The following is a 23,942-nucleotide window of genomic DNA, read 5'->3' as shown; positions in this document are numbered from 1 at the left end:
CCAATATCCATAGCTCAAGACAGAGATATCACAACAATAGAAGGGCTTTCAGAAGATGGGTCTCATCCAGTTCAAGAAGCGTGGAAAGAGATTGGTGTGCCTCAGTGTGGATACCGTCAATCAGGACAGATAATGACGGCATCTGCTTTTCTAAAACAAAACCCAAATCCAAGCAGAAAGGAAATTCGGGAGGCCATGCATTCCAGTATTTGTAGATGTGCATCCTATAATAGAATAGAAAAAGCAGTAGCATTGGCTGCGAAGAATTTATAAAGAACAAACTCAAAGTAACCATGAAACCTCAAAAAAAATCAATATAACTCAGTAGAAGGAATTTTTTGCGAACTTCCGTTTTAGCCAGTGGTGGAATGCTAATTGGGTTCAACCTTTTTCATGCATGTACATCAGAAGCTAAACCACCAGTAGATATTTCTAAACTCAACTTTAACGACTTCAATGCCTTTATCAAAATTTCTGACGAAGGTCTTGTCACCATATTTTCACCAAATCCAGAAATCGGTCAAGGAGTAAAAACCTCCATGCCCATGATCATTGCAGAAGAGTTGGATGTGCCTTGGGAAAAGGTTCATGTGGCTCAAGGGGTTTTGGATACTAAGAATTATCAGCGCCAAGTAGCTGGAGGTAGTCAGTCTATTCGCTTTGGATGGGATGCTCTCAGACAAACTGGAGCAACCGCCAAGCAGATGCTTATCAATGCAGCTGCGGCCCAATGGGGTGTTGATGCTTCCACTTGCAGCGCAAGTCAAGGAGTGATCACCAATGCCAACGGAGACAGCTTACATTACGGTCAGGTTGTGAATCAGGCTGCTTCTCTGGAGGTGCCTGAGAATGTGGCCCTCAAGGAAACCAAAGACTACACCATTATCGGAACCGATACGCGTAATGTTGATATCGATGAGATCATTACTGGAAAGCCGCTCTTTGGTTTGGACTATACGGCCGAGGGAATGGTTTATGCCTCAGTAATGCGTCCACCCGCTTTTGGGAATACCTTGGAGAGCTTTGACGATGCCGATGCCCGTGCTGTTGCTGGGGTTATCGATGTGGTCAGTTACGACAATAAAATCGCCGTTTTGGCCAACAATACTTGGGCGGCCATGCAAGGCAAAAAGGCCCTTAAGGCTATTTGGAAGGCAGATGGTACCTTAGAGAGTACTGCGGATCACGACAGGATTCTCAATGAAATTTTAGATGGAAACTCTTTTGATACGCGTAGAGAAGACGGAGATGTTGCAGCTGCCTTTGCCGCTGCGGATGAGGTGGTAGAACGCACTTATGAATCCCCCTTCTTGCCGCACAATTGTATGGAACCTATGAACTTCTATGCGAATGTGACTGCAGATCGAATCCATTTGGTTGGACCAATACAAACTCCAGCGGGAACCGCTGCACGTGTAGCACAATTGCTAGATCGCAATGCAGAAGAGGTTCATTTAGAGATGACCCGTATGGGTGGTGGTTTTGGCCGTCGACTCTACGGAGACTTTGTTATGGATGCCGCGCAGATCTCCAATTTGGCTCAAAAGCCAGTGAAGGTGGTTTACAGCAGAGAAGATGATATGACTGCAGGTATTTACCGACCGGCCATTAAATATCGCATCGCCGCTTCATTGAAAGACGGTGAGATCACCGGTTATCATTTGAAGGAGGCTGCGATCAACTCCAATATGTATGGCTTGATCCCTCACTTCTTCCCAGCTGGGGCTATTTCGAATTACAAAGTAGATACGGCCAATTACCAGAGTAATATCACCATTGGGGCTTGGAGAGCTCCCTATACGAACTTCTTGGCCTTTGCAGAGCAAACCTTCTTTGATGAGATAGCAGGAAAACTGGGTAAAGACGCCGTTCAAATGCGCTTAGATCTTTTGGAGAATGTAAAAGACAATACGGATGAGAACATTCAGTACTCGGGTAAACGTATGCAAGACACCATTAAGCTAGCTGCAGATAAAGGCGGATGGGGTAATGCCCCAGAAGGTGTTTATCAAGGTTTTTCTGCCTATTACAGTCACAATACGCATGTTGCAGAACTGGCTGAGGTAGAGATTGAAAACGGCTACCCGGTCGTTAAACGCGTTACGGTTGCAGTAGACTGCGGTATTGTGGTGAATCCTTTGGGAGCCAAGAACCAAATTGAAGGTGGTGTCATTGACGGAATAGGTCACGCCATGTATGGCGATTTTGGCTTCGAAAATGGACGACCAACCTCTAAGAATTACGACACTTACCGTTTGATTCGAATGAAAGAGACGCCGCAAGTAGACACCTATTTTGTGGACAATGGCTTATCACCAACAGGACTGGGAGAGCCAGCTTTACCACCAGCAGGGGCAGCAATTGCCAATGCCATTCACGCAGCCACAGGCCAACGTTTGATGAAACAACCATTTGTCAATGATTTGGAACCTGCCAAAATGAAAGAGGTGATCGGTTTTACCGTGCCACTTCCTGGCCAAATGGAGAACTGCTAAAGGCCGTATTTGTCCTTTAGCCTTTGATAAGCATCTGGTGTATCTAAGTCCTCATAGTCTTTTTTAACGCTATAAGAGGCGAGCTTTATCCCCTCGAGTTTAAAGAGTTGTTTGGCGCCCAGATCGCCATCCAATTGGCTAAGCTGTGCAAATAGAGAATGTTTAAAAATTGCAGGAACTCCTTGTGTGTTTAGGTATTGTGTACAGACAATTTCTGCTTCACTGCTGGTAAATGTTTCTAGGAGACCGTTAAGGTCATCAGCAGTAATTGTGGGCATGTCCGCCAGTAAAACAAGCACCCCTTTTATAGCCTGATCCATCAGGGTTTTGATTCCAAAAGCTAAGGAATTGCCCATGCCGCGTTCCCACTGGGGATTTTGAGCTATTTGTATTCCAAATTTTTCTGTGATTTTCTCAAGGGCGCTGTGCTGTGCGCCACTAACCAAGACTATTTGCTTAGGGCTAAGCGTCTTGGCTTTTTTAATGATGCATTCAAGCACCGTAGTGTCTCCCCAAGACAAAAGCATTTTGGGAGAACCCATTCGGCTGGATTTTCCAGCAGCTAAAATCAGTATGGAGATTTCTGAACTCAACTAGTCGTGAATGCCACTTTTCTTGTTCTTGAGTGATTGTGGCTCCTGTCCACGCATAACCGCCAAGATCTCCGCAATAATGGAAATGCCTATTTCATAAGCGGTTTCAGCTCCGATATTGATCCCAGCAGGTCCGTGAAGCATTTCAATGAATTCTGGAGCTACTTCGGGATAATGTTCCAAAAGGCCATCAAAGAGCTTTTCCCGGCGTTTTTTTGGGCCTAGCAATCCGATATAAGCGGCCGGGCTGTCAATGAGTGCTCCTAAGTATTTGAGGTCTTTAGAGAAACTGTGAGTCATAAGCACTACCGCAGTTCTATCATCTATTTGGGTTGGAGTTATTTGCTCCGGATTTAAATGATAAAAATTAGTTGCTCCCGGAAAATTCTGAAGGGATTTATGATCGTCTAAAGGTGCTATTATTTCAACACGAAACCCAACTGCTGCTGCAAGTTGCGTCAAGGCCACGGCATCGTGTTCAGACCCAATGATAGTCAGTCGAATACTCGGAGTAATGGTCTGGGTAAAAGTCTCTTCGCTTGCTAGATCAAAAGGCGCTCCATGTACGGCTAGTTTTGCTTCATCACTGAAATTAAAGACTGATTGCGCCTGATTTTGCAAGCCTTCAGCGTTGCTAAAATTGCTGGTGATTTTAAAAGATTCACGCGAATGATCTTGAGCCTTTAAAGCGTTAAGTATTTGCTGTGGATCAGTAACAGGTTCTATCAGAATATACAAAAGACCTTCACATCCCAAACGGTAGCGGCCATCGTAATGCATCATCTTTGGTGTCCCAGTTTTGAAGACTTCATCAGCTTGTCTGAGTATGTCCTTTTCCACACAGCCACCACTAACAGCACCAAACATTTCGCCATCTTCAAGGATAAGCATGCGCACCCCTGGTCTACGATAAGAAGAGCCTTCCAAAGCAACCACAGAGGCTAAAACTGATTTTTTATCTGCCTGTGCGGCTTCTGTGGCCTTATTGAAAATGTGAATTAACTCGTGAAGCATAGCTAAAAATAAGGATTCGTTCGTGTTCTGGAACTCTAAGTAAGTTAAAACCTTCTAAATCCCAACAGTTTTGTTTCTGACCTCCTGATTTAACGACTATTATCGTTATATTTGAGTGGATATAACGCTACATGGTAACGGTTTCAGAAGCCATACAACTCATAACCAACAACGTAAAATCATCGGCCACAATTAAGAGAAGCCCCATAAGTGGTGCCTTGAATTGTGTACTGGTTGAGGACGTATTTAGCCCGATCAGCATGCCGCCTTTTAGGCAATCTGCTATGGATGGTTACGCTATTTGTTCCCATGACAATATGGAATATACTGTTGTTGGAGAGGTAGCAGCCGGTTCTGGAAGTAATCCTCATTTAAACCCAGGTGAAGCCGTCCGAATCTTTACAGGAGCACCTGTACCCGATACGGCAGATCGCGTGGTAATTCAAGAAAAGGTCCAACGTCAAGACAATAGTATTCTTTTGGAAGAGCCCTTTAGACTGGGTGCCAATATTCGTCCGGTTGGAGAACAACTCTATAAAGGAGATACAGTTATGGCAGCTGGTATGCGCATAACTCCCGCGGGCATAGGTTTATTGGCGGGGGTTGGTGTTTCTGAAGTTGCTGTAGCAACAAAACCTCGAGTAGCCATTGTGGTTACTGGAGATGAACTTAAGGCTGCAGGGGAATCCTTGGAGCACGGACAGATTTACGAAAGCAATGGTGCTATGTTGGCAGCTGTGCTAAGCGACAAAGGATATAAAGATTCTGAGGTTTTAAAAGCTGAGGATGATTTAGTGGTATTGACAAATACATTACAGCGGGCCCTATCAGGAGCCGATGTGGTGTTAGTTTCCGGCGGAATATCAGTGGGAGATTATGATTTTGTCAAGACCGCATTGAACGATTTAGGTGTTGAGCAGGTGTTTTATAAAGTAAGACAGAAGCCTGGAAAACCTTTGTTGTTCGGTAAAAAAGAGCAGAAACTGGTATTTGCGCTCCCCGGAAATCCAGCCTCAGCACTAAGCTGTTTTTACGTTTATGTGCTTCTGGCTTTGCGGTTATGGGAAGGAGACAAGCAGGCTTCCACCAGATTCCAGTTTGCCAAAATAGAATCAAATTACCACAAAAAAGGAGACAGGGCACAGTTCTTAAAAGCAAAGACGGGCATAGACAACACTGTTGCAATTCTGGATGGACAAGCTTCTTCCATGCTGCAAAGTTTTGCTGCCGCAGACGCTTTAGTTTTTTTAGATGAGGAGGTTTCCCGCATTGAACAAGAATCCCTGGTTCCTTACTTAAACATTCTGTAATGGAACTAACTTTAAAGTACTTCGGGAGAATTGCTGAGCTAACTGGCAAGACCGAAGAGATCCGATCCGCAGCGGTAGAGACCGTTGACGAACTGGATTCTGTATTGCGCCGGGAATACCCTGGGCTTTCCATGGCTACTTATAGTATTGCTGTGGATCATGAGATCGTGAAGCCTTCATTCCCATTAAAATCAAAGGTTGAGGTAGCCTTACTGCCTCCTTTTTCAGGCGGATGATCATGGAACGCTACCAACGACAAATACAATTAGAAGATATTGGCCTAGAAGGCCAACAAGCCTTGGCAAACGCTAAGGTCTTGGTTGTTGGTGCCGGTGGACTAGGCAGCCCGGTGTTGCAGTATTTAGCAGCCTCTGGAGTCGGTTTTCTAGGTGTGGCTGATATGGACACCGTGGCACTCTCAAATTTACATAGGCAATTGCTGTATACTACTGCGGATGTGGGTAAGCCAAAGGTCCAAGCGGCTCAAGAACGCCTAGAATCTCTCAACCCAGATGTAGAAATCAACGTTTATCCAGAAGGAGTTCACACAGCAAACATCATGGAGATGATCGCGCCCTATGATTTGATCATTGACGGCACGGATAATTTTAGTGCGCGTTATTTGATCAATGATGCTTGTGTAAAAAGTGATAAAGCGTGGATTTATGGAGCGCTTTTTAAACACCAAGGTCAGTTTGCTTTGTTCAACCACAGAGGCGGCCCATGTTATCGTTGTTTATATCCCAAACCTCCAGCGGCTGGTGAGGTTGCAGGCTGCAATGTACTAGGAGTACTCGGGACGGTTGCGGGTATCATTGGATTGCAGATGGCTCATTTAGCCTTGCAAACGATCATTTGGCCTGAGGAGGTGCCCAATCAGTCTGTATTTTACGTGAATCAACAGAATTTTTCTGTGCAACACCTCAAGATGGACAAGAATCAAAGCCTCTGTGATAATGTACAGTCAGATTCTTGGGAATTGCCGCAGAACAATGCCATAACAAATTGTGAGACGCCACCCAATACGGTGAGTTTGAAAGAGGCCTTGCTATTGGATCAAGCCTTGTTTTTGGATGTTCGAGATACTGAAGAACAACCCAAGATTGCAGCTGTGGATCTGCAAATTCCAGTAAAGGAACTGGAACAACGTTTGAAAGAACTAGATAAAGAAAAAACATATATCGCTTTTTGTAAAAGCGGTCAAAGGGCCAAGGCCGCCGCAACTCTTTTAAAAGCGCATGATTTTGAGGCAGTCTATGCCTTAAGTGCCAGTGCACAACATTTAAAAAACGCTATCGAAAACGAAAATTCAACAACTAATGAAGTCTATTAAAAATGTATTCAGAGAAGGGCCAATAAGCCCCGAATTTATAGCCGATTCCATTGCTAAACATCAAGTAAAGACCGGCATTGGGGCGCACAATATCTTTTTGGGTCAGGTACGAGCCGATCAGGCGGGTGATTCTGCCGTGGGAGCTATAGAATACACGGCCTACGCAGAAATGGCCAATAAGGTAATGCACGAGATTCGTGAGCGAACCTTTGAAGAATTTGATGTCACCTGTATGCATATATACCACAGTCTGGGTACTGTAAAAACTGGAGAGGTTTGTCTTTTTGTTTTTGTCTCTGCACCACACCGCAGAGTTACTTTTAGGGCCTTAGAATACGTTGTGGAAGCCATCAAAGCAGAGGCTCCCATTTTTGGAAAAGAAATTTTGGAGAACGAATCTCATAAATGGAAAGTCAATAATTAATCTATGGTAGATATAACCCATAAGGGCATAACACTGCGTACGGCAGTAGCTCAGGCAATTGTAAGAGTTGGCTCCGAAGAAACCTTGACAGCGATCAAAGAAGATCGTGTGCCAAAAGGCAATGTCTTGGCGATGGCAAAAGCTGCCGGCTTTTTAGGAGTTAAAAAAACTCCTGCACTCTTGCCGGATTGCCATCCGCTACCCATTGAGTATACCGCGGTTGAATATGAATTCAAAGAGTTCGAGCTGCATATTCATATGACTGTTAAAACGCTCTACAAGACCGGTGTTGAGGTTGAAGCCATGCACGGTGCTAGTGTGGTAGCATTGACCATTTATGATATGTTGAAGCCTATTGACAAGGCGGTGAGCATACATGAGATTAAATTATTGAAAAAGACAGGAGGTAAATCCAGCAATAACAAGCGTTTGTCTCGTAAGATCAAAGCAGCGGTGGTGGTTTGTTCCGACAGTATTTCTCGTGGTGAAAAGGAAGACAGAGCCGGAAAAACCATTGAGGCAGAATTGAGACAACACGGCCTGGAAGAAATTGATTATCAAATCATTCCTGATGAAGCAGATCAGATCAAAACGGTTTTGGATCGGTCATTGAATTCTGGCACTCAATTGATAATCTATACTGGAGGAACAGGGCTTTCGCCAAGAGATGTTACTCCAGATACCTTAGCGCCACTTATAGAACGAAGAATTCCTGGTATGGAAGAAGCAATTCGTTCCTATGGTCAAAATCGTACACCTTATGCTATGTTATCACGCTCTTTGGTGGGAACCATTGGTAAATCTTTGGTGATGGCGCTGCCAGGATCTACCAAAGGCGCCCAAGAGTCTATGCAAGCTGTTTTTCCCGCAGCCTTGCATTTGTTTAATGTCATGAGAGGAGAAAGAGAAGATTGATATGGATGCATTGACAGATAAGTTCGGAAGAAAACACTCTTATTTACGCATATCCTTAACGGAGCGTTGCAATTTGAGATGCACCTATTGTATGCCTGAGCACGGCGTGCCAGTAAGTCCATGGGGTAAACTCATGACTCCTGATGAGGTTTTTCAAATCGCTAAACGATTTGTGGAAATGGGCGTGAAAAAAATACGGTTAACAGGCGGCGAACCTTTGGTTCGAAAGGACTTCGGTGAGATCTTGGAGAAGTTGTCCACTTTGGATGTAGAACTTTCTCTTACCAGTAATGCCGTGATTGTTGATCGTTATATTGATCAGCTTAAGGCAGCTGGAGTAAAGACTTTGAATATCAGTCTGGATTCGCTGCATCCTACTAAATTCAAGACCATAACGCGTAGAGATAATTTTGAAAAGGTAAAACAGAATATTGACCTCTTGCTCCAAGAAGGTTTTAAGGTGAAGCTGAATTGCGTGCTGATAAAGAATTTTAATGATAACGAGATCATTGATTTTATTCGCTACACGCAAAACAATGCCATCACAGTACGTTTTATTGAGTTTATGCCTTTTGATGGCAACCGATGGGACAAAGGCAAACTCGTGACGCATCGGCAGATTCTCGATAAGGTCTTTAAAGAATGGTCTGCCACAGGCGTAGAACGTTTGGTAGATCAGGCACACGATACTTCAAGAAACTATAGAGTGCATGGATTTCAAGGTTCATTCGCTATAATCAGTACGGTGACCAATCCATTTTGCGACAGTTGTAATCGAATCCGACTCACTGCTAACGGAAGAATTAAGAATTGCCTGTTTTCCAACTCAGAAGTCGATCTGTTGACGACCTTCCGAGAAGGCGGCGATATAGCACCTTTAGTGGCTCAAGCTGTTCAATCCAAAGCAGCTATGCGCGGAGGGATGTCTACCCAAGAATCCTTCAGTGACCCGAAGAATTACAACCAAAACCGTAGCATGATCGCAATCGGCGGTTAATTTGTGTAGAATTCAATGAGTGCCTCAACGGCTAATTGCATGTGTTTTGGCAATTCAGTTTCTGGATACGGATGTTTCATACCAAACACGTGATCTGCTCCTGGGATAACTTTAAGTATACTCTTCGGATTCCAACTATGAAGGGCCTCAGCTTCCTTTAAGGTGACCGTTGGGTCCTCAGTGCCATGCAAGATTAGATGAGGGATATTGATCGCTCTAACGGCCTTGTGAATGGTCAGTCGATCTTCATGGGCAATAAAATCTGTGTAGAACTGATATTTATGAGGCAGAAGCTGTCCTGTTCTGCTGTTTTCAATATAAGTAATGCCCTTTTGCTGCCACTGTTTAAAATGCTCTGTACCTTCTAAAAAACGCGCGCGGTAATCACTTACAGATGCCAATGTCGCTACTTTGTCTATACGGGAATCTTGACCCGCAGTCAGGCTAACAATACCACCACCACGACTGTGTCCTAGTAAGCATAAGCATTGTTCTTCGCTTGAGAAATGATCAATCACCACTTGTAAATCGTCCATTTCAATGCTGTAGTTATTCTCAGAAAAGGCCTCGAGATCGGGAAAATCTATGGGCTGCTCTACCGTGCCACCATTGTGTGAGAAATTAAATCGGACAAAATCAAAACCTGCTTCAGTCAAGGCATTGGCCATAAGATGCCAACCGCCCCAATCCTTAAATCCTTTATATCCGTGACAAAAAATGATCAAGGCTTGCTTTTTAGCTCCTTGAGCTGGGTGAAAGTTTCCTATGATTGGCCTGCCATGATTGGCTTTAAGTTGAAAGGGTTGATTCATTTAAAGTTCTTTTTCGGTAAATGATATTTCTGTGTTAAAGATCTCCGTAAAGAGCTTAATGAGCTCTTTTTCAAAATGTTCTAAGGTTTCTAGGCTGAGTTGATTCTCCACGTGACGACTCGCTTGTGCTTTATAACCAAAACTCATGAAATCCTCAGACTGACTGCGGAAGGAGATGATCCCGGCACGATCGGTAACAATGCCAAACTGCAGTTTATACATCAAGGCGTACAACAAGACTTGGAAGGCTTTGCTGTATTTGTAATCAGTGATCAGTAAATCCCAATCAGACAGTTGCAGTTGTTTGGGTTCCACTTTCCCTGTTTTGTAATCGATAATGCGCAATTGTCCATCCAGTTTGTCCACACGGTCTGCGGTACCGCCCAGCTTGATGGGACCAATTTGAGGATGCTCAAAAACGACAGATAAGGGCATTTCTAGGGCAATCAACTCTATTTTGTGGTTTGCCGCCAGCAATGCGAGGTCACTTACAATGGCAAACTGAACATACTTTTGTGCCACTTCAAAGACAATGCGGTTCTTGCCAGTACTGAAGTGCTTTCCCAAATGCTTTAGACTCATCGCTGTGACAACTTGAGGCAATTGTGGTAGTAATTCCTTAAGTGCCCCTTCTTGAATTACACTTCCTTCTAAGGGTTTATAGAGTTGCTCAATAGATTCATGGACAATAGAACCCAAGGTATTTAGGGCAATGTCCTCTTCAAGGATGTCTGCAGGCCGTACCTTAAGCACTTTTTCTGAATAGAAATCTATGGGGTTTCTAATGTAGTTGATCAAGCTCGATGGACTGAATTGCTTTGCCGCCAATTCGTGGAGCTTTTGGATTACCTCGGGGGTTTTAGTCACTGATTTGAGCTGCACGGTTTGCGCCTTCATGTTTGAACTAATTATGCGTTCTTGTATGTGATGCATATCCGCATAAGTACGCAACTGTTTGATCAATCGACTCTCCTCTTTGGTGTTAAAGCCACTTCCCACCGCCGTATAGTACAAATCAATATGTTGGCTCCTGTGAAGCAGACGGTAAAAGTGATAGACAAATATGGCGTCCTTTTCAAAGGTAGACGGCAAACCGTACTGATACTTCATATCATTGGTGATATAAGACGGTGCCATACTGCCACTGGGCAAGTATCCTTCATTGACCGAGGTCATGATGACCCTTTTAAAATCAAGAGCGCGACTTTCCAGTACTCCCATGACCTGTAAGCCATCATAAGCATCTCCCTGGAAATCGATTTGCTCTTTGGAGGCCAGCTGCCTGAATATATTCCGAAGCGATTCTAAGGAACTAATAGAGCCATAGCGCTCTTGCATATTCTTTAACTGTACACAGACCTCCACGAGCTTATTGGCAGCAGTTCTGTGTATATCGTTAGCCGTGAGCCTTAGCAAGCTGATCAAGTCCTCTAAGCGTGTAATTGCGGCTACAGGATCCGCAGGCCATGGATCAAACATGAATTGTAGAACCTTGCGGTCATCATCGCTTCCATTTTTCAGGAGCTCATCTGGGCTTATACTAATCTGATTAGTGCTGATCATGCTCTGCATGAGCGCAGTAGGCTTCTTGATGACCAATTGGGTCACTGGATGTTCAAGCACCTTAAACAACAGCTTGTAATAATAGTTCTTGGGATAACGGATATGAAGCTCTAGAATCGCGAGCGTCCATAAGGTTAGAGGTTGATGCTTTAAACTCACGCCCATGGTCACATTAACCTTGTCTATGCTCTTGGGTAAGGAATTAAGCAGCGGTAATAGGAGTTGCTCATCTGCCAAAACAATGGCAGTATCCTTGAGTTCTGAAGCGGGAATCTCCTTCAAAGTATTTCCAATGTCTTTGACTTGATCTAATGGATTTGCCGCTTGAATCAATTTGATCTCCTTGGGACTGCTGTAGTTGTCATTGATGAATAAAGGTTGCTGGTTTTCATAGTAGCTCCACTCCTTAAAATACCGTCGCATGAATAGGGAAGCGCTGTGTGCGTGATCGTTGATGAAGTGCTTATCGGCATCCCAAAAAACAAAATGATTCCCTTGCGCTAAGAACTCCTGAAACAGGGATTGCTCAGCGTTGTTTAAGGCATTGAAGCCTAAGAATGCATGCGGACGTTCTCCTTGAGAATCCAAATAGAAGCTCAATTGTTCAACCGCCTCACGATATACCATGCCTTGATATCCCAAACCTTTTGCGCTCAAAGCTTCTTTAAGGTCGCTGTAATAGCCGGGTAGCTGATTCCAAAAGGACAGGTAGGCCTGAATAAGTTCCGACTGGCTTTCTTGAAAGGACCAATGATTGAGTTCCTGGATACTGGCCAAATAGGTGAAGAACGAATCCGAAGGAACCAGGTAGCGGTCTATTTCATTGAAGTCGGCCAGTAATATAGCAGCCCAGGAACTGAAGGTATCAAAGTCGTCTTTAGGTTGTTCCGGCTGTCTTTTGAGATAAACTTGATAGTATTCAAAGAGCAGCGGCAGCTCATCAACAATTTGAAGATCGGCGATCTCTTGAATGAATTGCTCGATTGGAATGATATCTGGAAGGAAGGAAGCAGTGTTTTGTTGCTTTTGAATGCATTGACGCAGAAAATTCCCAGCGCGGATACTGGGTACAATACAACGCAGTTGCGAAATATCGTCAACTTGATCTGTTAAATGATCCCAGCATTGGGCAATGAATGACTGCATTGTATAAAAATAAAAAACGCCCCCGATAACCGGAGGCGTTTTTTTATGTATTTAAGGGATTTCTTATTTCTGCAAAGAAATCTCTACACGTCTGTTTTCTTGACGTCCAACTCTAGTGTTGTTAGAAGCGATTGGACGAGACTCTCCGTATCCTACAGAGATCAAACGAGATCCTTCCATACCGATAGTAGTAAGGTAAGACTTCACAGAAGCAGCACGCTCTTCAGATAGCTTCTGGTTAGTAGTCTCTCTACCTACACTGTCAGTGTGTCCTTCGATTACAAAAGTAGTCGTTGGGTATTCTTTCATGATGTCAACGATGTTTTGAAGAGTAGCGTAAGACTCTTGACGAATAGTAGACTTTCCAGTATCGAAAAGGATAGTTTTAGAGTACTCGTTCAAAGTGTTGATTACCTCAACAGTAACTTCTGGACATCCGTCGTTAGCAACAGTACCAGCAACATCAGGACAGTTATCGTCTTTGTCTAGTACACCGTCACCGTCAGAATCTGGCCAAGGGCATCCGTTGTTAGCAGCAGGACCTGCTTCGTTAGGACAGTTATCATCAGAATCTTTGATTCCGTCACCGTCAGCATCAGGACATCCTCCTAAAGACTTAAGACCAGCTACAGTAGGACAAGCATCGTCTGGATCAGCAATACCGTCACCGTCAGTATCAGGACAACCGTTGAATTCAGCTGCACCAGCTACGTCAGGACAAGCATCGTTACGATCTTCGATACCATCACCGTCAGAATCAGGACATCCGTTGAACTCAGGAAGACCTGGAGTTTCTGGACACTCATCGTCTTTGTCGTAGATACCATCACCGTCAGTGTCTTTTCCACCGAAAGTAAAGATCACACCAGCAGAGTGCTGGAAGTGACGAATTCCGTAAACATCTTCGAACGCATGCTTGTAAGTAGACTCAACGTTGATACCGAACTGCTCGCTCAACCAGAAACGTAGTCCAGCTCCGAAGTTCATAGTACCAAATCCGATGTCATCTACCCAAGTGTAACCACCACCAACTCCAATTACTGGATCTAGCCATCCACCTGGACCACCGATCACATCTTTGAAGCTGTAGCTAATACGACCGTCAGCAGCGTAGTAAGAAAGGTCTTCTACTCTGAAGTCACCAATTTTGTTGATACGGTTTACAGATCCTGAAGCGGTCAAAGTAAGACCAGAACCAACATAACGCCCAACAGAAACTTTAGAAACAACAGGAATAATGTTCCAGTGGTCGTTTACGTTGAAGAACTCTTGCAAAAAGTTTGCTTTAGTTTGAATTGGAGTTCTTCCCACGTCCTCAGTTCCAACTGGGAAAGTATCCACAGCGTTGAACTCGATGCTGAAAGCCCAAGGATTGTTTTCGTCTTGTGCATTCACAGTACTTAACCCTAGGACAAGCAAGGAAGCAACTAAAAATCTGCTAAGATGTTTCATATTAGAAAATTTAATTTTTTTAAGTGTTAATTGAAGCAAAAATATGTTGTTAAATTTTATTAACAAAAGCAAATCTACTAAAAATTTTGTAATAAGCTTTTATTATAGAGCCTAATTAGGTTTTTAGCCGATTACATTTAACTTTTTACCCACTTTTTTGAAGGCTTCAATCGCCTTGTCAAGATGCTCTTTTTCGTGGGCCGCTGATAGCTGTACTCGGATGCGTGCTTTTCCTTTTGGAACTACCGGATAAAAGAACCCAATTACATAGATTCCTTCTTCCAGTAAAAGGTCTGCCATTTGCTGAGACAATTTAGCGTCATAAAGCATTACCGGTACTATGGCAGAGTCTCCGTCAATGATATCAAAACCTGCATCCATCATACCTTTCTTAAAGTAGGCTGTATTGGATTCTAGCTTATCGCGCAGGCTGGTATCGTTAGAAAGCATATCGAATACCTTAATAGAGGCACCAACGATAGCTGGAGCCAAAGAATTGGAGAATAAATAAGGTCTTGAGCGTTGGCGCAGCATTTCAATGACCTCCTTTTTAGCCGTAGTATAACCTCCCATGGCTCCTCCCATGGCCTTTCCTAGCGTGCCAGTGATGATGTCAATACGACCCATCACCCCTTTTTCTTCTAAGGTCCCTCGGCCTGTCGGGCCAATGAAACCGGTAGCGTGGCATTCATCGATCATGACTAAGGCGTCGTACTTATCGGCCAGATCACAAATCTGATCTAACGGGGCTACTAGGCCATCCATAGAGAAAACACCATCAGTTACAATGATCTTGAATCGAGCGCCACCTTCATTGGCTGCGATGAGCTGCTTTTCAAGATCTTCCATATTGTTGTTCTCATAACGGTAGCGTGCGGCTTTGCACAAACGAACACCATCAATAATGGAAGCGTGGTTCAAGGAGTCCGAGATGATCGCGTCTTCTTTGGTCAAAAGTGGTTCAAACACTCCGCCATTGGCATCAAAGGCAGCAGCGTATAATATGGTGTCTTCTGTGCCGTAATATTCAGCGATCTTCTGCTCTAAGGTTTTATGTATGTCTTGGGTCCCACAGATGAATCGTACTGAAGACATCCCAAAACCATGAGTATCCATAGCGTCTTTAGCCGCTTGGATGACTTCTGGATGAGAAGAAAGGCCTAAGTAATTATTAGCACAAAAGTTCAACACGGTTTCTCCAGTGCTGATGCTTATTTCTGGTCCCTGAGGTGAGGTGATCACACGCTCCTTTTTAAAGAGACCAGCTTCTTGAATCGCTTCGAGCTCGTTTTGCAGATGCTGCTGTATTTTTCCGTACATGAGAAGGTTTTTTACAAAGGTATTCAATCCCTCAGCCAATTACCAAGTCTCGAGTTTTATTTCTTCTTGTACGTAGACGAGTATTTTTTTAAAGCTTATATAGCCGAGTTGTTCCAGAGCGATTTGATAACGGTCTAGCTGCTGTTTATAAGAAGAATCAGGACTTCCAAACTTATAATCAATGATGACCACGGTGTCATCATTAAAGACCAAACGATCTGGACGATGGATCTCACCGGTCTGATCAATTATTGCTGCTTCGTTCTTGGAATCTACGCCCACTTTAAAATAGGCACTGAGTTCTGGATGGCTGATCAACTGAGCCAGCAGGCTTTGATCTGCAGCCAATTGCTTTCTGGAATAGCGGGCTATAACTTCTAGTTTTTCAAACAATCGTGGCAGATCTTCTTCATTGTCTATTTGAGAAAGCCAAAGGTGAAGGCGATTCCCCCGTTCTTGGGCCATTCTATTGTCTTGCTGATATTTTTCTCGAGGACTCGCAATAAGGCGGATCTTGTTAGTTCCTTTATCTGTACTGATAAAAGGGGAAGCCAAATCAGGTTCAGCAAACTTCTTGGACTCCTTTTCCAATAAGGTTCCCCAATGGTAGTGGGTTTGCTCGCTTTCTTGTCGATGTTCGAGATAGCTGCGGAGCATGCCTCCGAAAGATCTCAGGTCGGCTTTGGAGCTGCTGCTTATTAGGTGCAACTGTTCTTCAGCACGGGTCAAGGCTACATACCAGACGTTGAGTTCATCAAATAAGCGCTGTTCCAGATAAGCCTCATAGGTTTGTGGGTCTTGAGCCTTAAGCGCTGTAATTGGCAGATGAAACTCTGTGAACCCCCAATAATCATCAGGGTTTACAGAATACCACAAGTGCTCGTTGCGTTTGTTGATCAATTCCGAATCGGTAAAAGGAATGATCACCACGGGAAATTCCAAGCCTTTGGATTTGTGTACCGTCATGAGTCGAATGGCATCCATATCCTCAGGGAATTGAAGACTGGCAGCATCTTCTTGTTTCTTCCAGTCTTCCAGAAAATGCGTGGTGGCATTGTTATTCTGTTGTTCAAAGCTACGGGCCAAGTCCAAGAAATGCCGTTCGTAGGCAGTAATTTGTCCTTCCAATTCAAAACACCTGATCAGATACTCCAAAGCTTCATACAAGCCCAGGCTGTTGAGGTGTTCCAAAGAGAAGTTGATCTTCAAACGCCCCAGGGTTTCAGTTAGGGCAGCAACACCAGTGCGGCTTACAGCTTCTAACCACAAATGGTCTTGTTCCTTTTCTGGATGTATTTCCAGGTAGTTCCACAAAAAATGCAGGCGCGTCTCAGGATCTTCGGCATTTTCCCTTAGTCTCAATCCACCTAAAAAGAACTGTACTACGCCAGATTCCTTTAGCAGCAGGCTGTCTGGAGAAACTACAGGATAATTTTCCTGCAAGGCTTGTGCTAATATCTTACTGTCGTCCTTCTTTCTGGTGAGCACACAAATGTCTTTCAAGCGATAGCCCTGTTCAAGACATTGATCAATTCGTGATTTTACCGCTTCAATATATTGAGGTTCGCTTTCTTCCCGTTTCGCTGCTTCAAAAAAGTCAATGCTCACGTAGCCGCCAATTTTATCACTGATCTCTTGTTCGGCCTGGTTGTTATAACAGTCGCGGTAGGGTCCAGCGGCTAGGTTGCCGCCTAAAAACTTGAAAAGACCATTGTTGAATTCAATGACCTTGCTGTAGGATCGCCAATTCTTCCCGAGTTCTTTTAGGGTCCCAGTGATAGCAAAGGGCGTCTGACCGGCACTCAAACTTAAGAACTGTTCGGGTAGACCACCCCGCCAGCGGTAAATGGATTGTTTTGCATCTCCCACAACCAATAAACTTCCTTGTTGTTGACTCTGATGCTGCTGAGACAAGGCATTGTCAATGAGTGGAATCAGGTTGTTCCACTGCATGGCCGAGGTATCCTGAAACTCATCGATATAGAAATGGCGGTAGCGTTCTCCTAGGCGTTCGTAAATAAAGGGTGCTGGTTGGGATTTAATCTCTTGATGTATGCGTCGATTGAATTCTGCGACCGTAACTAAATTCCGATCGTCTTTGATGGCCTGATATTCTCGCTGAATATAATTGAGCACGGTGAGCGGAATGATCTCACGATACAGGCGCCCATACCAATCTGCAGCTACGGCTTGTTCTCTGGCCTTATGAAAATGATCAATAAGGGCCTCTCGGATCTCATCTATTGCCGCTTTCACCCAATCTTCTTGGGTCTTGGTGTAAAAACTGTAGCTTTCAATATCAGTTTGCCATTTGGCTTCCCATTTTACGGCGACCCCAGTACGGAGCTTTTCCATAAAATTGGGATAGGTACCACGGCTAAAGTGAGTGGAATCTAAATTCCTGGAATGGATCAACTTTAGGACAGCGTCAGACTCTTTCACCACGTTTTTTTGGGCACTTTCCTTTTGCTTTTTCAGCAAATCGGTTAAAGCTTTAAAGTCTTCAGTTTGCTTTGTTTGCAATCGACTCAGGGCCTCAAAACTGTTCTCATTCAACAGAATTTTGGCCTTTTCTTGCAACTGCCTGGTAGGGTCCCAACTTCTGTCTTCTTCTGTGTTTTGCAAGGCAAAGTCTACTAGAGTTTGGGTTAGAAAAGCATCAGATCCAGTCTGTGATAAAACGGCTTCCACGGCTTCTTGTAATAGTAGATCGGCTTCTGTGGTTACTTCAAAATCTGATCGCAATCCTAGATCCTTAGCGAATGTTCTGAGCAGACGGTGATTAAAGCTGTCAATGGTTTCCACAGCAAAAGCCCCGTAGTTGTGGAGTAGATCTTTTAGCACCCGAGCGGATCGGACCGCGAGTTGATCGGGCTTAAGGTCGAGGCTGGCACTAACCTCATGCTGCATAGGCGTGAGCTTGTCGTCTTGCTGGTAGCCTGCAAAATGTACCAATTGCTCTAAGATTCTCGATTTCATCTCAGCAACTGCTTTATTGGTAAAGGTGATTGCCAAGAGGGATCGATAAGAATCAGAATGACTTCCTTTAAGGATTTGACAGAGGTAGCGCTTTACCAAAGCAAAGGTCTTTCCGCTCCCCGCAGAGGCGGCATAGACAATAAAAGGTAATTCGGCAGCTTTTGCTTTGATGGGTAAGGAATTGAGATGCACTTAAAATTAGGTATAAATCTAGATTATTCCCGCATAACAATCTTATAATATAGAAGCTTAATTGTCCCCCAGCTTATTCGTATCTTTATACCACTTAAAACAAGACGTTTAATATAAAACACAGAAATATGTCATTTGAACTACCAGCCTTACCATACGCTCACGATGCACTAGAACCGCACATCGACACGCGTACCATGGAAATCCACCACGGAAAGCATCACGCAGGATATACCAACAAGCTAAACGCAGCTGTTGAAGGAACTGATCTAGCCGGCAAGTCCATTGAAGATATTTTACAAAATCTAGACATGTCCAATGGCGCTGTGCGTAACAATGGAGGTGGCTTCTACAACCACCGCATGTTCTGGGAAGTAATGTCTCCAAACGGTGGAGGAAATCCATCTGGAGCATTAGCTGATGCCATTAATGAAGCATACGGAAGCTATGAAGGATTCAAAGATGCCTTTGCTGCAGCAGCAGGAACGCGTTTTGGATCTGGATGGGCTTGGTTGTGCGTACATCCTGGAGGAAAAGTAGAAGTGTATTCTACACCAAACCAAGACAATCCTCTAATGCCAGGTGTGGCTTGTGGAGGTACTCCAATTATGGGAATTGACGTTTGGGAGCACGCTTACTACCTAAACTATCAAAACCGCAGACCAGATTATGTACAAGCATTCTTTAATGTGATCAACTGGGATCAGGTTTCTAAAAACTACGAGGCTGGTAAATAATTTTAACCGCCTTTAAAAGACAAAGCCACTTCGAAAAGGAGTGGCTTTTTAGTTTTGTACAAGAGGTAAGAGTGTCCATTGCGGATCTTCCGGCTGATGCGTTTTGGCAAACTCTTCCGGTGGCATAAGCCAATACTGATCGTCATAATCAAACTCAAAAAGATAGGTGGTCAAGTCCGTATAGCCCGCAGCCCAAGTGGCATCACAGAGGTACCATTTGTCATCTAGTTTTACCGCATTCCAAGAATGGTTTGGGATTTTAAGACGCTCTATCTTGAGTTTGTTGATAGGGCCATATCCGTCTACAATAGCTGCTTCAATACCTGCCAACTCTGCCATTTCCTTGATCAAATAGGAATAACCACTGCAGGTAGTGCGTTTCTTTTTTCTCAAAATCTGAAAGATCTCCTTTTTGAATTGGTTGTTCCACGTTGCCAGCGCCAAACTGTCCGTATGCAGCTTGCGACGCATTTTATCGTTCTCCAGCATCATGGGATAATCTCCTTTAATGTTTTGACAGACCCAGAGGTAAATGGCTCTAAATCGCTCCACATCAGTAGCTAAAGGAGCCGTTAACTTGTGTACTAAAATAGGCAGCGCATAAAGATCCTCGCCTTTATGGTCACGTGCGAGCGCTTCTGCACGGGTGAGATCGACTTGGTCAAAATCACTGCGCTGCGCCTGCGTGGTCACCACAAAGGCAAAGATGATTATTTGCAAAAGTTTTCGCATCGCTTATTACTGCTCTGGATCGTCTGCTTTTTTAGAAGGTTCTGTTCGCAAGGCCGCAATAATCACTACCGGATCGTCTGCGAGAATCGGGTTGACAAAAGTAGTGTCAGCTCCAATGGTCACCTCGGCATCCTCTAGACCTAATGAAGTGATGATAAGCACATCATTCTCATTGAGGTCGCTTGGAAATACAAATTTTCCATCTTCATCGGTCAACACATATTCCAGGGAACCCTTTAAAATAACCGTGGCTCCTTCCAAAGGACCGTCTGCACTAGACACTTGGCCACTAACGGTGCGCGTTTGTCCAAAGGCAGGATTTGCAAATAGGCCCAGCAATAGGCAAAGCCCTAGAAAACTTAAAGGCTTGATATGCCTTTTCTTAAGATTAAATACTGATTTCATAAGATCATTTTTTTACGTTTCCAATAAAGCTAGATGAGCCAGTTGTTAATGGAAAGTTAGAATGAGGGAAGCTGCCCTTTCATTGAGTGAACAGGTTTAGACCATCACCTTAAAGAAAAGGAAAATATCTTTTTACTCCAATTTGCCAAAGGTCGTGCTCGTTTATTCATTCACACAGTATTTTTGAGCCAAGCGGATGAGGTTGGAGGAATTAAATGAAATGTCGTACCAGATCTCTTTGTATTGCTTTTGGGTAAATCCCTCACTTACTTCTTCATTCCAGGCTTGAGGCACAGTCCCTAAGGCTTCAAATTCGCTATCCTCAGGATCGTGAGTAAAATCAAAGAATCGGGCCACCAACATCTGCCCATCCATTTTGAATTCGTATTTGAAATAAACAGCGCCAGCAGGAGTGTCGTTGGGACTAACGTATTAATTGTAGGCCCATTCACCAAAGACGGTAATATGCTCTGAAATCTCACCTTCTGTGTCCATTTTTCCTGGAAGCAGGAACAGTTCAGACAAACAGGACATAACTTCGGCTCCGGTCTTACCGCCAACATCTAGGCGCTTTTCAATTTCTAGAGGCTCGGGATTTGATTCTTTTTGAGCCTGAGCTTGAAAGCCTGCGATGAGTAGGATAATGAGTAGCAGGTGTTTGATCATTTCTTTTTCTTTTTGGGTTTGGGCTCCGGCAATTCTGCGACCGTACATTGCACTAAACCACAGAGCCATGAGCTGTCATCCAATTGTTCTTCAATCAGGAAAGAATTTTTGGCTCCAGGGTAGGCAGGAGCTTCAGTAGGCGTACCAATGTAGGCTCGTCCGGCTTGTGTCGGTTTGACAAAGAATTTATCATCACACACCATCCCAAAGAACTTGCCATTGCAGTATAGTCCGTATTCTCCGAACATCTTTTTACACAGAATATCCCCGGCTGGGCCAATCTGCTCAACCACGTATGCTACAAAATTGGAATCTGATGCCATAGTAATTCAGCTGCAGCCCTTAAGGTACACTAAAGACTCAAATAATAGTTTAATGCAATCCAAAATCGGTGGGATGCGGGACCGTCAAGAAATGAATTGACGCGATAGTCCAAACCAAATTCCAGTTTCTTTTTATCTGTAATGCTGTATCCTAAAAAGGGTGTCAGGCGGACTTCCAGATCATAGGAGCCCGATTCAAATTGGTTGAGGTATTCGTTGTTGACCTTGACATAGAATTCCTTGGGATCAACGGTTTCTCCGTTAAATGGAATTTGAGAAGCCAATCGGTAGCGCAAGCGGAACTCTGGAGCACTTTGGGAATTAAAGGTCTGATCTGCAGCGATTCGGTGAGATAACCTAAAACGCGGCAGATTGTTGGTCCAGATGTATTGTTGGATACTGCGATGTACGATCTGATCTCCCCGAACTCTAAAAAGATAACCCACGGTCACGGTCTTGTTATAAGCCACTTTTTTGGCCAATAAGGTGGTGAAATCGGTGAGGATATAATCATACTCAAAAGGGTTGTCGTCTTCAAACAATCCTTGCTCAAAGGTTTGTCTGGATTCCACCTTGAAATTGATTTTGTAACCCTGCTTTAAACCTTTGTTCAAATTAATGGCAGGCAAGATCCCGAATTGATATTCGCTTTGTCCGTAAATGGTGGTTGAGAATACCAAGACCACCAAGAATAAAAGGGCCTTTCTAGTATTCAATATTGTCAACGTTCTTAGGAATGAACTCTGCGGATTTTATGTAGTTGCCATCAGCATCAAAGAGTACCTCAAAGCGTTTATACCGACCTTTAACCTTAGTGTGTATCACCACTTCATAGCGCAATTGAAGGGCAGAAGCAGCTAAGCGACCGTGTAGCCATTCAAAGACTTCGTGGGTGGCGCCTGAGTATTGAAATTGCAATTTATCCAAACTGTAACGTTCAAACTGCTCTTTTAAATAGTCTTCCATACGCTGACGAACGGGCTCTGGCGCTTGCTTCCATCGGTGGTCTATTTCTACGTCTTCCAGATTTCCATCGGAATCAAATTCAATGCTGTAGCGTTTACCATTGAAACGTGTTTTAGCCTCTACAGAAGTTCCGCCCAAAAAGTACTCTTTATACCAACGTACCTTTTTATTAAAGGGTGCGGTGTCTATGAAATCCAGGGCGATTTTAGGCACATCAGATCGTGAAATGCGGACCTCATTTTCCAGTTTTTGCTGTCCGTAGCTCAACGTTGGAATGAGCATCATAAAGAGAAGAGTAAAGGAATTTTTGAGCAGTGACATCGGCATAAAATCTAATCTAAAGATACGGTGCAATGCCTTAAAAAATGGTGGATGAATGAAAAATGTTTGCTCAGATCAGTCCCCAGCAATTGGAGAGCCAAAAAGACCCACGGCCATTTCCATAAAGAGTAGAATGGCGAAAAAAACTATGGCCAAAACAAGGAGTCCCTTGTTCTTTTGATTGCTGAACTTGCGCAAAGCGATCTCTATGAAAAGCACGGTGCCAATGATCAACAAACCTGCAATTATAAAGTCTTCTTTACCCCAATTTACCTCAGAGCTAAATTGCATGGCCACAGCAGGTATCAGCAGTAAGCTTAAGCCACTCGCAAGTAATATAAAAAGCCTTTTGTAGTCTGCGATAATTATGTTAAGTAGTTGAAATAAAGATACTTAAAATAGTTTAGTTGTACCAAACTGCATAGCGCTTCCTACGCAGTTCCAAGGCCAGAGCTTCTTCCATTTTCAAAGCAGCAGCCCGGTTGGGTAGCGGGTTGAGATGATTATACAAACTAGGACGCAAGTAGAGCCCATACTTTTCCACGAGTTTGGAAGAGATCTTATGGCCTTTCTTGCTGATGTAGCCCGACTTGTGCTGTGCAAAACGCTCACGAGGACTGGTACTGGTCATGCCTACATACAAGCACTGAAGCACCCCGTTGAATTGCGGATTGGCATTGCGAAATTTTGCATTCTCTGTAAACACTCTTTTGGAGAGTTCCACAACGTAAACGTAGTATTGGGGTTTGGGCATTTCTAAATGTACAAAGAAGTTGCAAACGTTCTTTAAGATTTGCTTTCAGTAGAGTTTACCAAGAATGTGATACGTCTTTTCTGTGGGTTTTGTAGCTTCAAATAAATTACAAAACCCACAGAAAAGCCACCCCTTCTCCGCATTTGGGGCCCGAATTTATTTAATACGAATATGATGAATTGAAAGAGGAATAGCTTGGGACTTACCTTGACTTTATCGCATAAAAAAAGATTGGTGAAATGAAGTTTTACCAAGTAAAACCAAACATCCAGTGGATGTTTGATTGAGGCAGCCGCGTAAGCGGAAGGCTTGAGTTATGAAACTCGCTTATACCTTTATTATTGAAAACGGCCCTCATTGAATTCTATTGGTTCTACAGTGAGGTTGTGTTGATTGATGTAGTAGTTAGTGTGACGAGAGTTTACCAAGAATGTGATACGTCTTTTCTGTGGGTTTTGTAGCTTCAAATAAATTACAAAACCCACAGAAAAGC

25 protein-coding genes are annotated in these 23,942 nt (G+C 43.8%); 9 read left to right on the top strand and 16 right to left on the bottom strand.

Features of this window, described 5'->3' with window-relative positions; all coding sequences use genetic code 11:
• Together HRT75_RS09760 and HRT75_RS09755 are read left to right on the top strand one after the other, a co-directional pair.
• Window positions 1-273, top strand: a 273-nt coding sequence (locus HRT75_RS09760; RefSeq protein WP_291185837.1) for a 2Fe-2S iron-sulfur cluster-binding protein, incomplete at its 5' end; no start/stop codon positions are given.
• A 65-nt stretch (window positions 274-338) separates the two neighbouring features.
• Window positions 339-2,495, top strand: coding sequence for a molybdopterin cofactor-binding domain-containing protein (locus tag HRT75_RS09755; RefSeq protein WP_291185834.1), 2,157 nt, complete (start codon window positions 339-341; stop codon window positions 2,493-2,495).
• Here the strand turns inward: HRT75_RS09755 and HRT75_RS09750 are convergent.
• Window positions 2,492-3,088, bottom strand: a complete 597-nt coding sequence (locus tag HRT75_RS09750) for a nucleotidyltransferase family protein (RefSeq protein ID WP_291185831.1) — start codon at window positions 3,086-3,088, stop codon at window positions 2,492-2,494. The genes HRT75_RS09755 and HRT75_RS09750 overlap by 4 nt on opposite strands.
• Window positions 3,089-4,102, bottom strand: coding sequence for an XdhC family protein (locus tag HRT75_RS09745; RefSeq protein ID WP_291185828.1), 1,014 nt, complete (start codon window positions 4,100-4,102; stop codon window positions 3,089-3,091). It abuts the gene before it with no gap.
• Between the two features lie 131 nt (window positions 4,103-4,233).
• Between HRT75_RS09745 and glp the strand changes: the two genes are divergently transcribed.
• From glp to moaA, 6 genes are read left to right on the top strand one after another with little or no spacing between them, the layout of a single operon-like run.
• Window positions 4,234-5,412, top strand: a complete 1,179-nt coding sequence (gene glp / locus HRT75_RS09740) for a gephyrin-like molybdotransferase Glp (RefSeq protein ID WP_291185825.1) — start codon at window positions 4,234-4,236, stop codon at window positions 5,410-5,412.
• Window positions 5,412-5,648, top strand: a complete 237-nt coding sequence (locus HRT75_RS09735; RefSeq protein ID WP_291185823.1) for a MoaD/ThiS family protein — start codon at window positions 5,412-5,414, stop codon at window positions 5,646-5,648. Before glp ends, HRT75_RS09735 begins: the two co-directional genes overlap by 1 nt.
• A gap of 2 nt (window positions 5,649-5,650) precedes the next feature.
• The gene (locus tag HRT75_RS09730) at window positions 5,651-6,745 is read left to right on the top strand and encodes a HesA/MoeB/ThiF family protein (protein WP_291185821.1); all 1,095 of its coding nucleotides are present in this window, start codon (window positions 5,651-5,653) and stop codon (window positions 6,743-6,745) included.
• Window positions 6,732-7,169: a molybdenum cofactor biosynthesis protein MoaE gene (locus tag HRT75_RS09725; protein WP_291185819.1), complete on the top strand. Its 438-nt coding sequence runs from the start codon at window positions 6,732-6,734 to the stop codon at window positions 7,167-7,169. The genes HRT75_RS09730 and HRT75_RS09725 overlap by 14 nt, the downstream gene beginning before the upstream one ends.
• 3 nt (window positions 7,170-7,172) lie before the next feature.
• Entirely contained in the window at window positions 7,173-8,084 is a 912-nt protein-coding gene (gene moaCB, locus HRT75_RS09720) for a bifunctional molybdenum cofactor biosynthesis protein MoaC/MoaB (RefSeq protein ID WP_291185816.1), read from the top strand.
• 1 nt (window position 8,085) lies between these two features.
• On the top strand, window positions 8,086-9,081 hold the full coding sequence (moaA, locus tag HRT75_RS09715) for a GTP 3',8-cyclase MoaA (protein WP_291185813.1): 996 nt from the start codon (window positions 8,086-8,088) through the stop codon (window positions 9,079-9,081).
• Here moaA and HRT75_RS09710 read toward each other — a convergent pair.
• The 5 genes from HRT75_RS09710 to HRT75_RS09690 form a co-directional block, all read right to left on the bottom strand.
• Complete coding sequence (locus HRT75_RS09710; protein ID WP_291185810.1) at window positions 9,078-9,893, bottom strand: alpha/beta fold hydrolase; 816 nt, start codon at window positions 9,891-9,893, stop codon at window positions 9,078-9,080. The two genes, moaA and HRT75_RS09710, sit on opposite strands and share 4 nt — an antisense overlap.
• Entirely contained in the window at window positions 9,894-12,602 is a 2,709-nt protein-coding gene (locus HRT75_RS09705) for a PD-(D/E)XK nuclease family protein (protein ID WP_291185807.1), read from the bottom strand.
• Window positions 12,603-12,665: 63 nt separating this feature from the next.
• Window positions 12,666-14,054 (bottom strand): OmpA family protein, encoded by a 1,389-nt coding sequence (locus HRT75_RS09700; protein WP_291185804.1) that lies wholly within the window; start codon window positions 14,052-14,054, stop codon window positions 12,666-12,668.
• Window positions 14,055-14,177: 123 nt separating this feature from the next.
• Window positions 14,178-15,374 carry a glycine C-acetyltransferase gene (gene kbl / locus HRT75_RS09695; RefSeq protein ID WP_291185802.1) on the bottom strand — a complete coding sequence of 399 codons (1,197 nt, stop codon included), beginning with the start codon at window positions 15,372-15,374 and terminating at the stop codon, window positions 14,178-14,180.
• Between the two features lie 39 nt (window positions 15,375-15,413).
• A complete protein-coding gene (locus HRT75_RS09690; protein ID WP_291185799.1) occupies window positions 15,414-18,545 on the bottom strand; it encodes an exodeoxyribonuclease V subunit beta in 3,132 nt (1,043 codons plus the stop codon).
• Between the two features lie 128 nt (window positions 18,546-18,673).
• On the opposite strand from HRT75_RS09690, the gene HRT75_RS09685 reads away from it, so the two are divergent.
• The gene (locus HRT75_RS09685; RefSeq protein WP_291185797.1) at window positions 18,674-19,282 is read left to right on the top strand and encodes a superoxide dismutase; all 609 of its coding nucleotides are present in this window, start codon (window positions 18,674-18,676) and stop codon (window positions 19,280-19,282) included.
• 48 nt (window positions 19,283-19,330) lie between these two features.
• Here HRT75_RS09685 and HRT75_RS09680 read toward each other — a convergent pair whose 3' ends face one another.
• The 9 genes from HRT75_RS09680 to HRT75_RS09640 form a co-directional block, all read right to left on the bottom strand.
• Entirely contained in the window at window positions 19,331-20,014 is a 684-nt protein-coding gene (locus tag HRT75_RS09680; RefSeq protein WP_291185795.1) for a transglutaminase domain-containing protein, read from the bottom strand.
• A gap of 6 nt (window positions 20,015-20,020) precedes the next feature.
• Window positions 20,021-20,419, bottom strand: coding sequence for a carboxypeptidase-like regulatory domain-containing protein (locus tag HRT75_RS09675; RefSeq protein ID WP_291185792.1), 399 nt, complete (start codon window positions 20,417-20,419; stop codon window positions 20,021-20,023).
• A 162-nt stretch (window positions 20,420-20,581) separates the two neighbouring features.
• A complete protein-coding gene (locus tag HRT75_RS09670; protein WP_291185789.1) occupies window positions 20,582-20,794 on the bottom strand; it encodes a hypothetical protein in 213 nt (70 codons plus the stop codon).
• 57 nt (window positions 20,795-20,851) lie between these two features.
• Window positions 20,852-21,085 (bottom strand): hypothetical protein, encoded by a 234-nt coding sequence (locus HRT75_RS09665; protein WP_291185787.1) that lies wholly within the window; start codon window positions 21,083-21,085, stop codon window positions 20,852-20,854.
• Window positions 21,082-21,408 carry a TfoX/Sxy family protein gene (locus HRT75_RS09660; protein ID WP_291185785.1) on the bottom strand — a complete coding sequence of 109 codons (327 nt, stop codon included), beginning with the start codon at window positions 21,406-21,408 and terminating at the stop codon, window positions 21,082-21,084. The genes HRT75_RS09665 and HRT75_RS09660 overlap by 4 nt, the downstream gene beginning before the upstream one ends.
• 29 nt (window positions 21,409-21,437) lie before the next feature.
• On the bottom strand, window positions 21,438-22,124 hold the full coding sequence (locus HRT75_RS09655) for a DUF2490 domain-containing protein (protein WP_291185783.1): 687 nt from the start codon (window positions 22,122-22,124) through the stop codon (window positions 21,438-21,440).
• A complete protein-coding gene (locus HRT75_RS09650; protein WP_291185782.1) occupies window positions 22,114-22,695 on the bottom strand; it encodes a hypothetical protein in 582 nt (193 codons plus the stop codon). The genes HRT75_RS09655 and HRT75_RS09650 overlap by 11 nt, the downstream gene beginning before the upstream one ends.
• A 75-nt stretch (window positions 22,696-22,770) precedes the next feature.
• The gene (locus HRT75_RS09645; protein ID WP_291185779.1) at window positions 22,771-22,986 is read right to left on the bottom strand and encodes a hypothetical protein; all 216 of its coding nucleotides are present in this window, start codon (window positions 22,984-22,986) and stop codon (window positions 22,771-22,773) included.
• A gap of 112 nt (window positions 22,987-23,098) precedes the next feature.
• Window positions 23,099-23,449 (bottom strand): ribose-5-phosphate isomerase, encoded by a 351-nt coding sequence (locus tag HRT75_RS09640; RefSeq protein WP_291185777.1) that lies wholly within the window; start codon window positions 23,447-23,449, stop codon window positions 23,099-23,101.
• Window positions 23,450-23,942 lie beyond the last annotated feature (493 nt).

The sequence above is a fragment of the Gilvibacter sp. genome (assembly GCF_013214815.1).
In the GTDB taxonomy this organism is placed as follows: domain Bacteria; phylum Bacteroidota; class Bacteroidia; order Flavobacteriales; family Flavobacteriaceae; genus Gilvibacter.
Note: the sequence above shows the minus strand (reverse complement) of the source record. Positions and strands in the feature narration are given on the sequence as shown.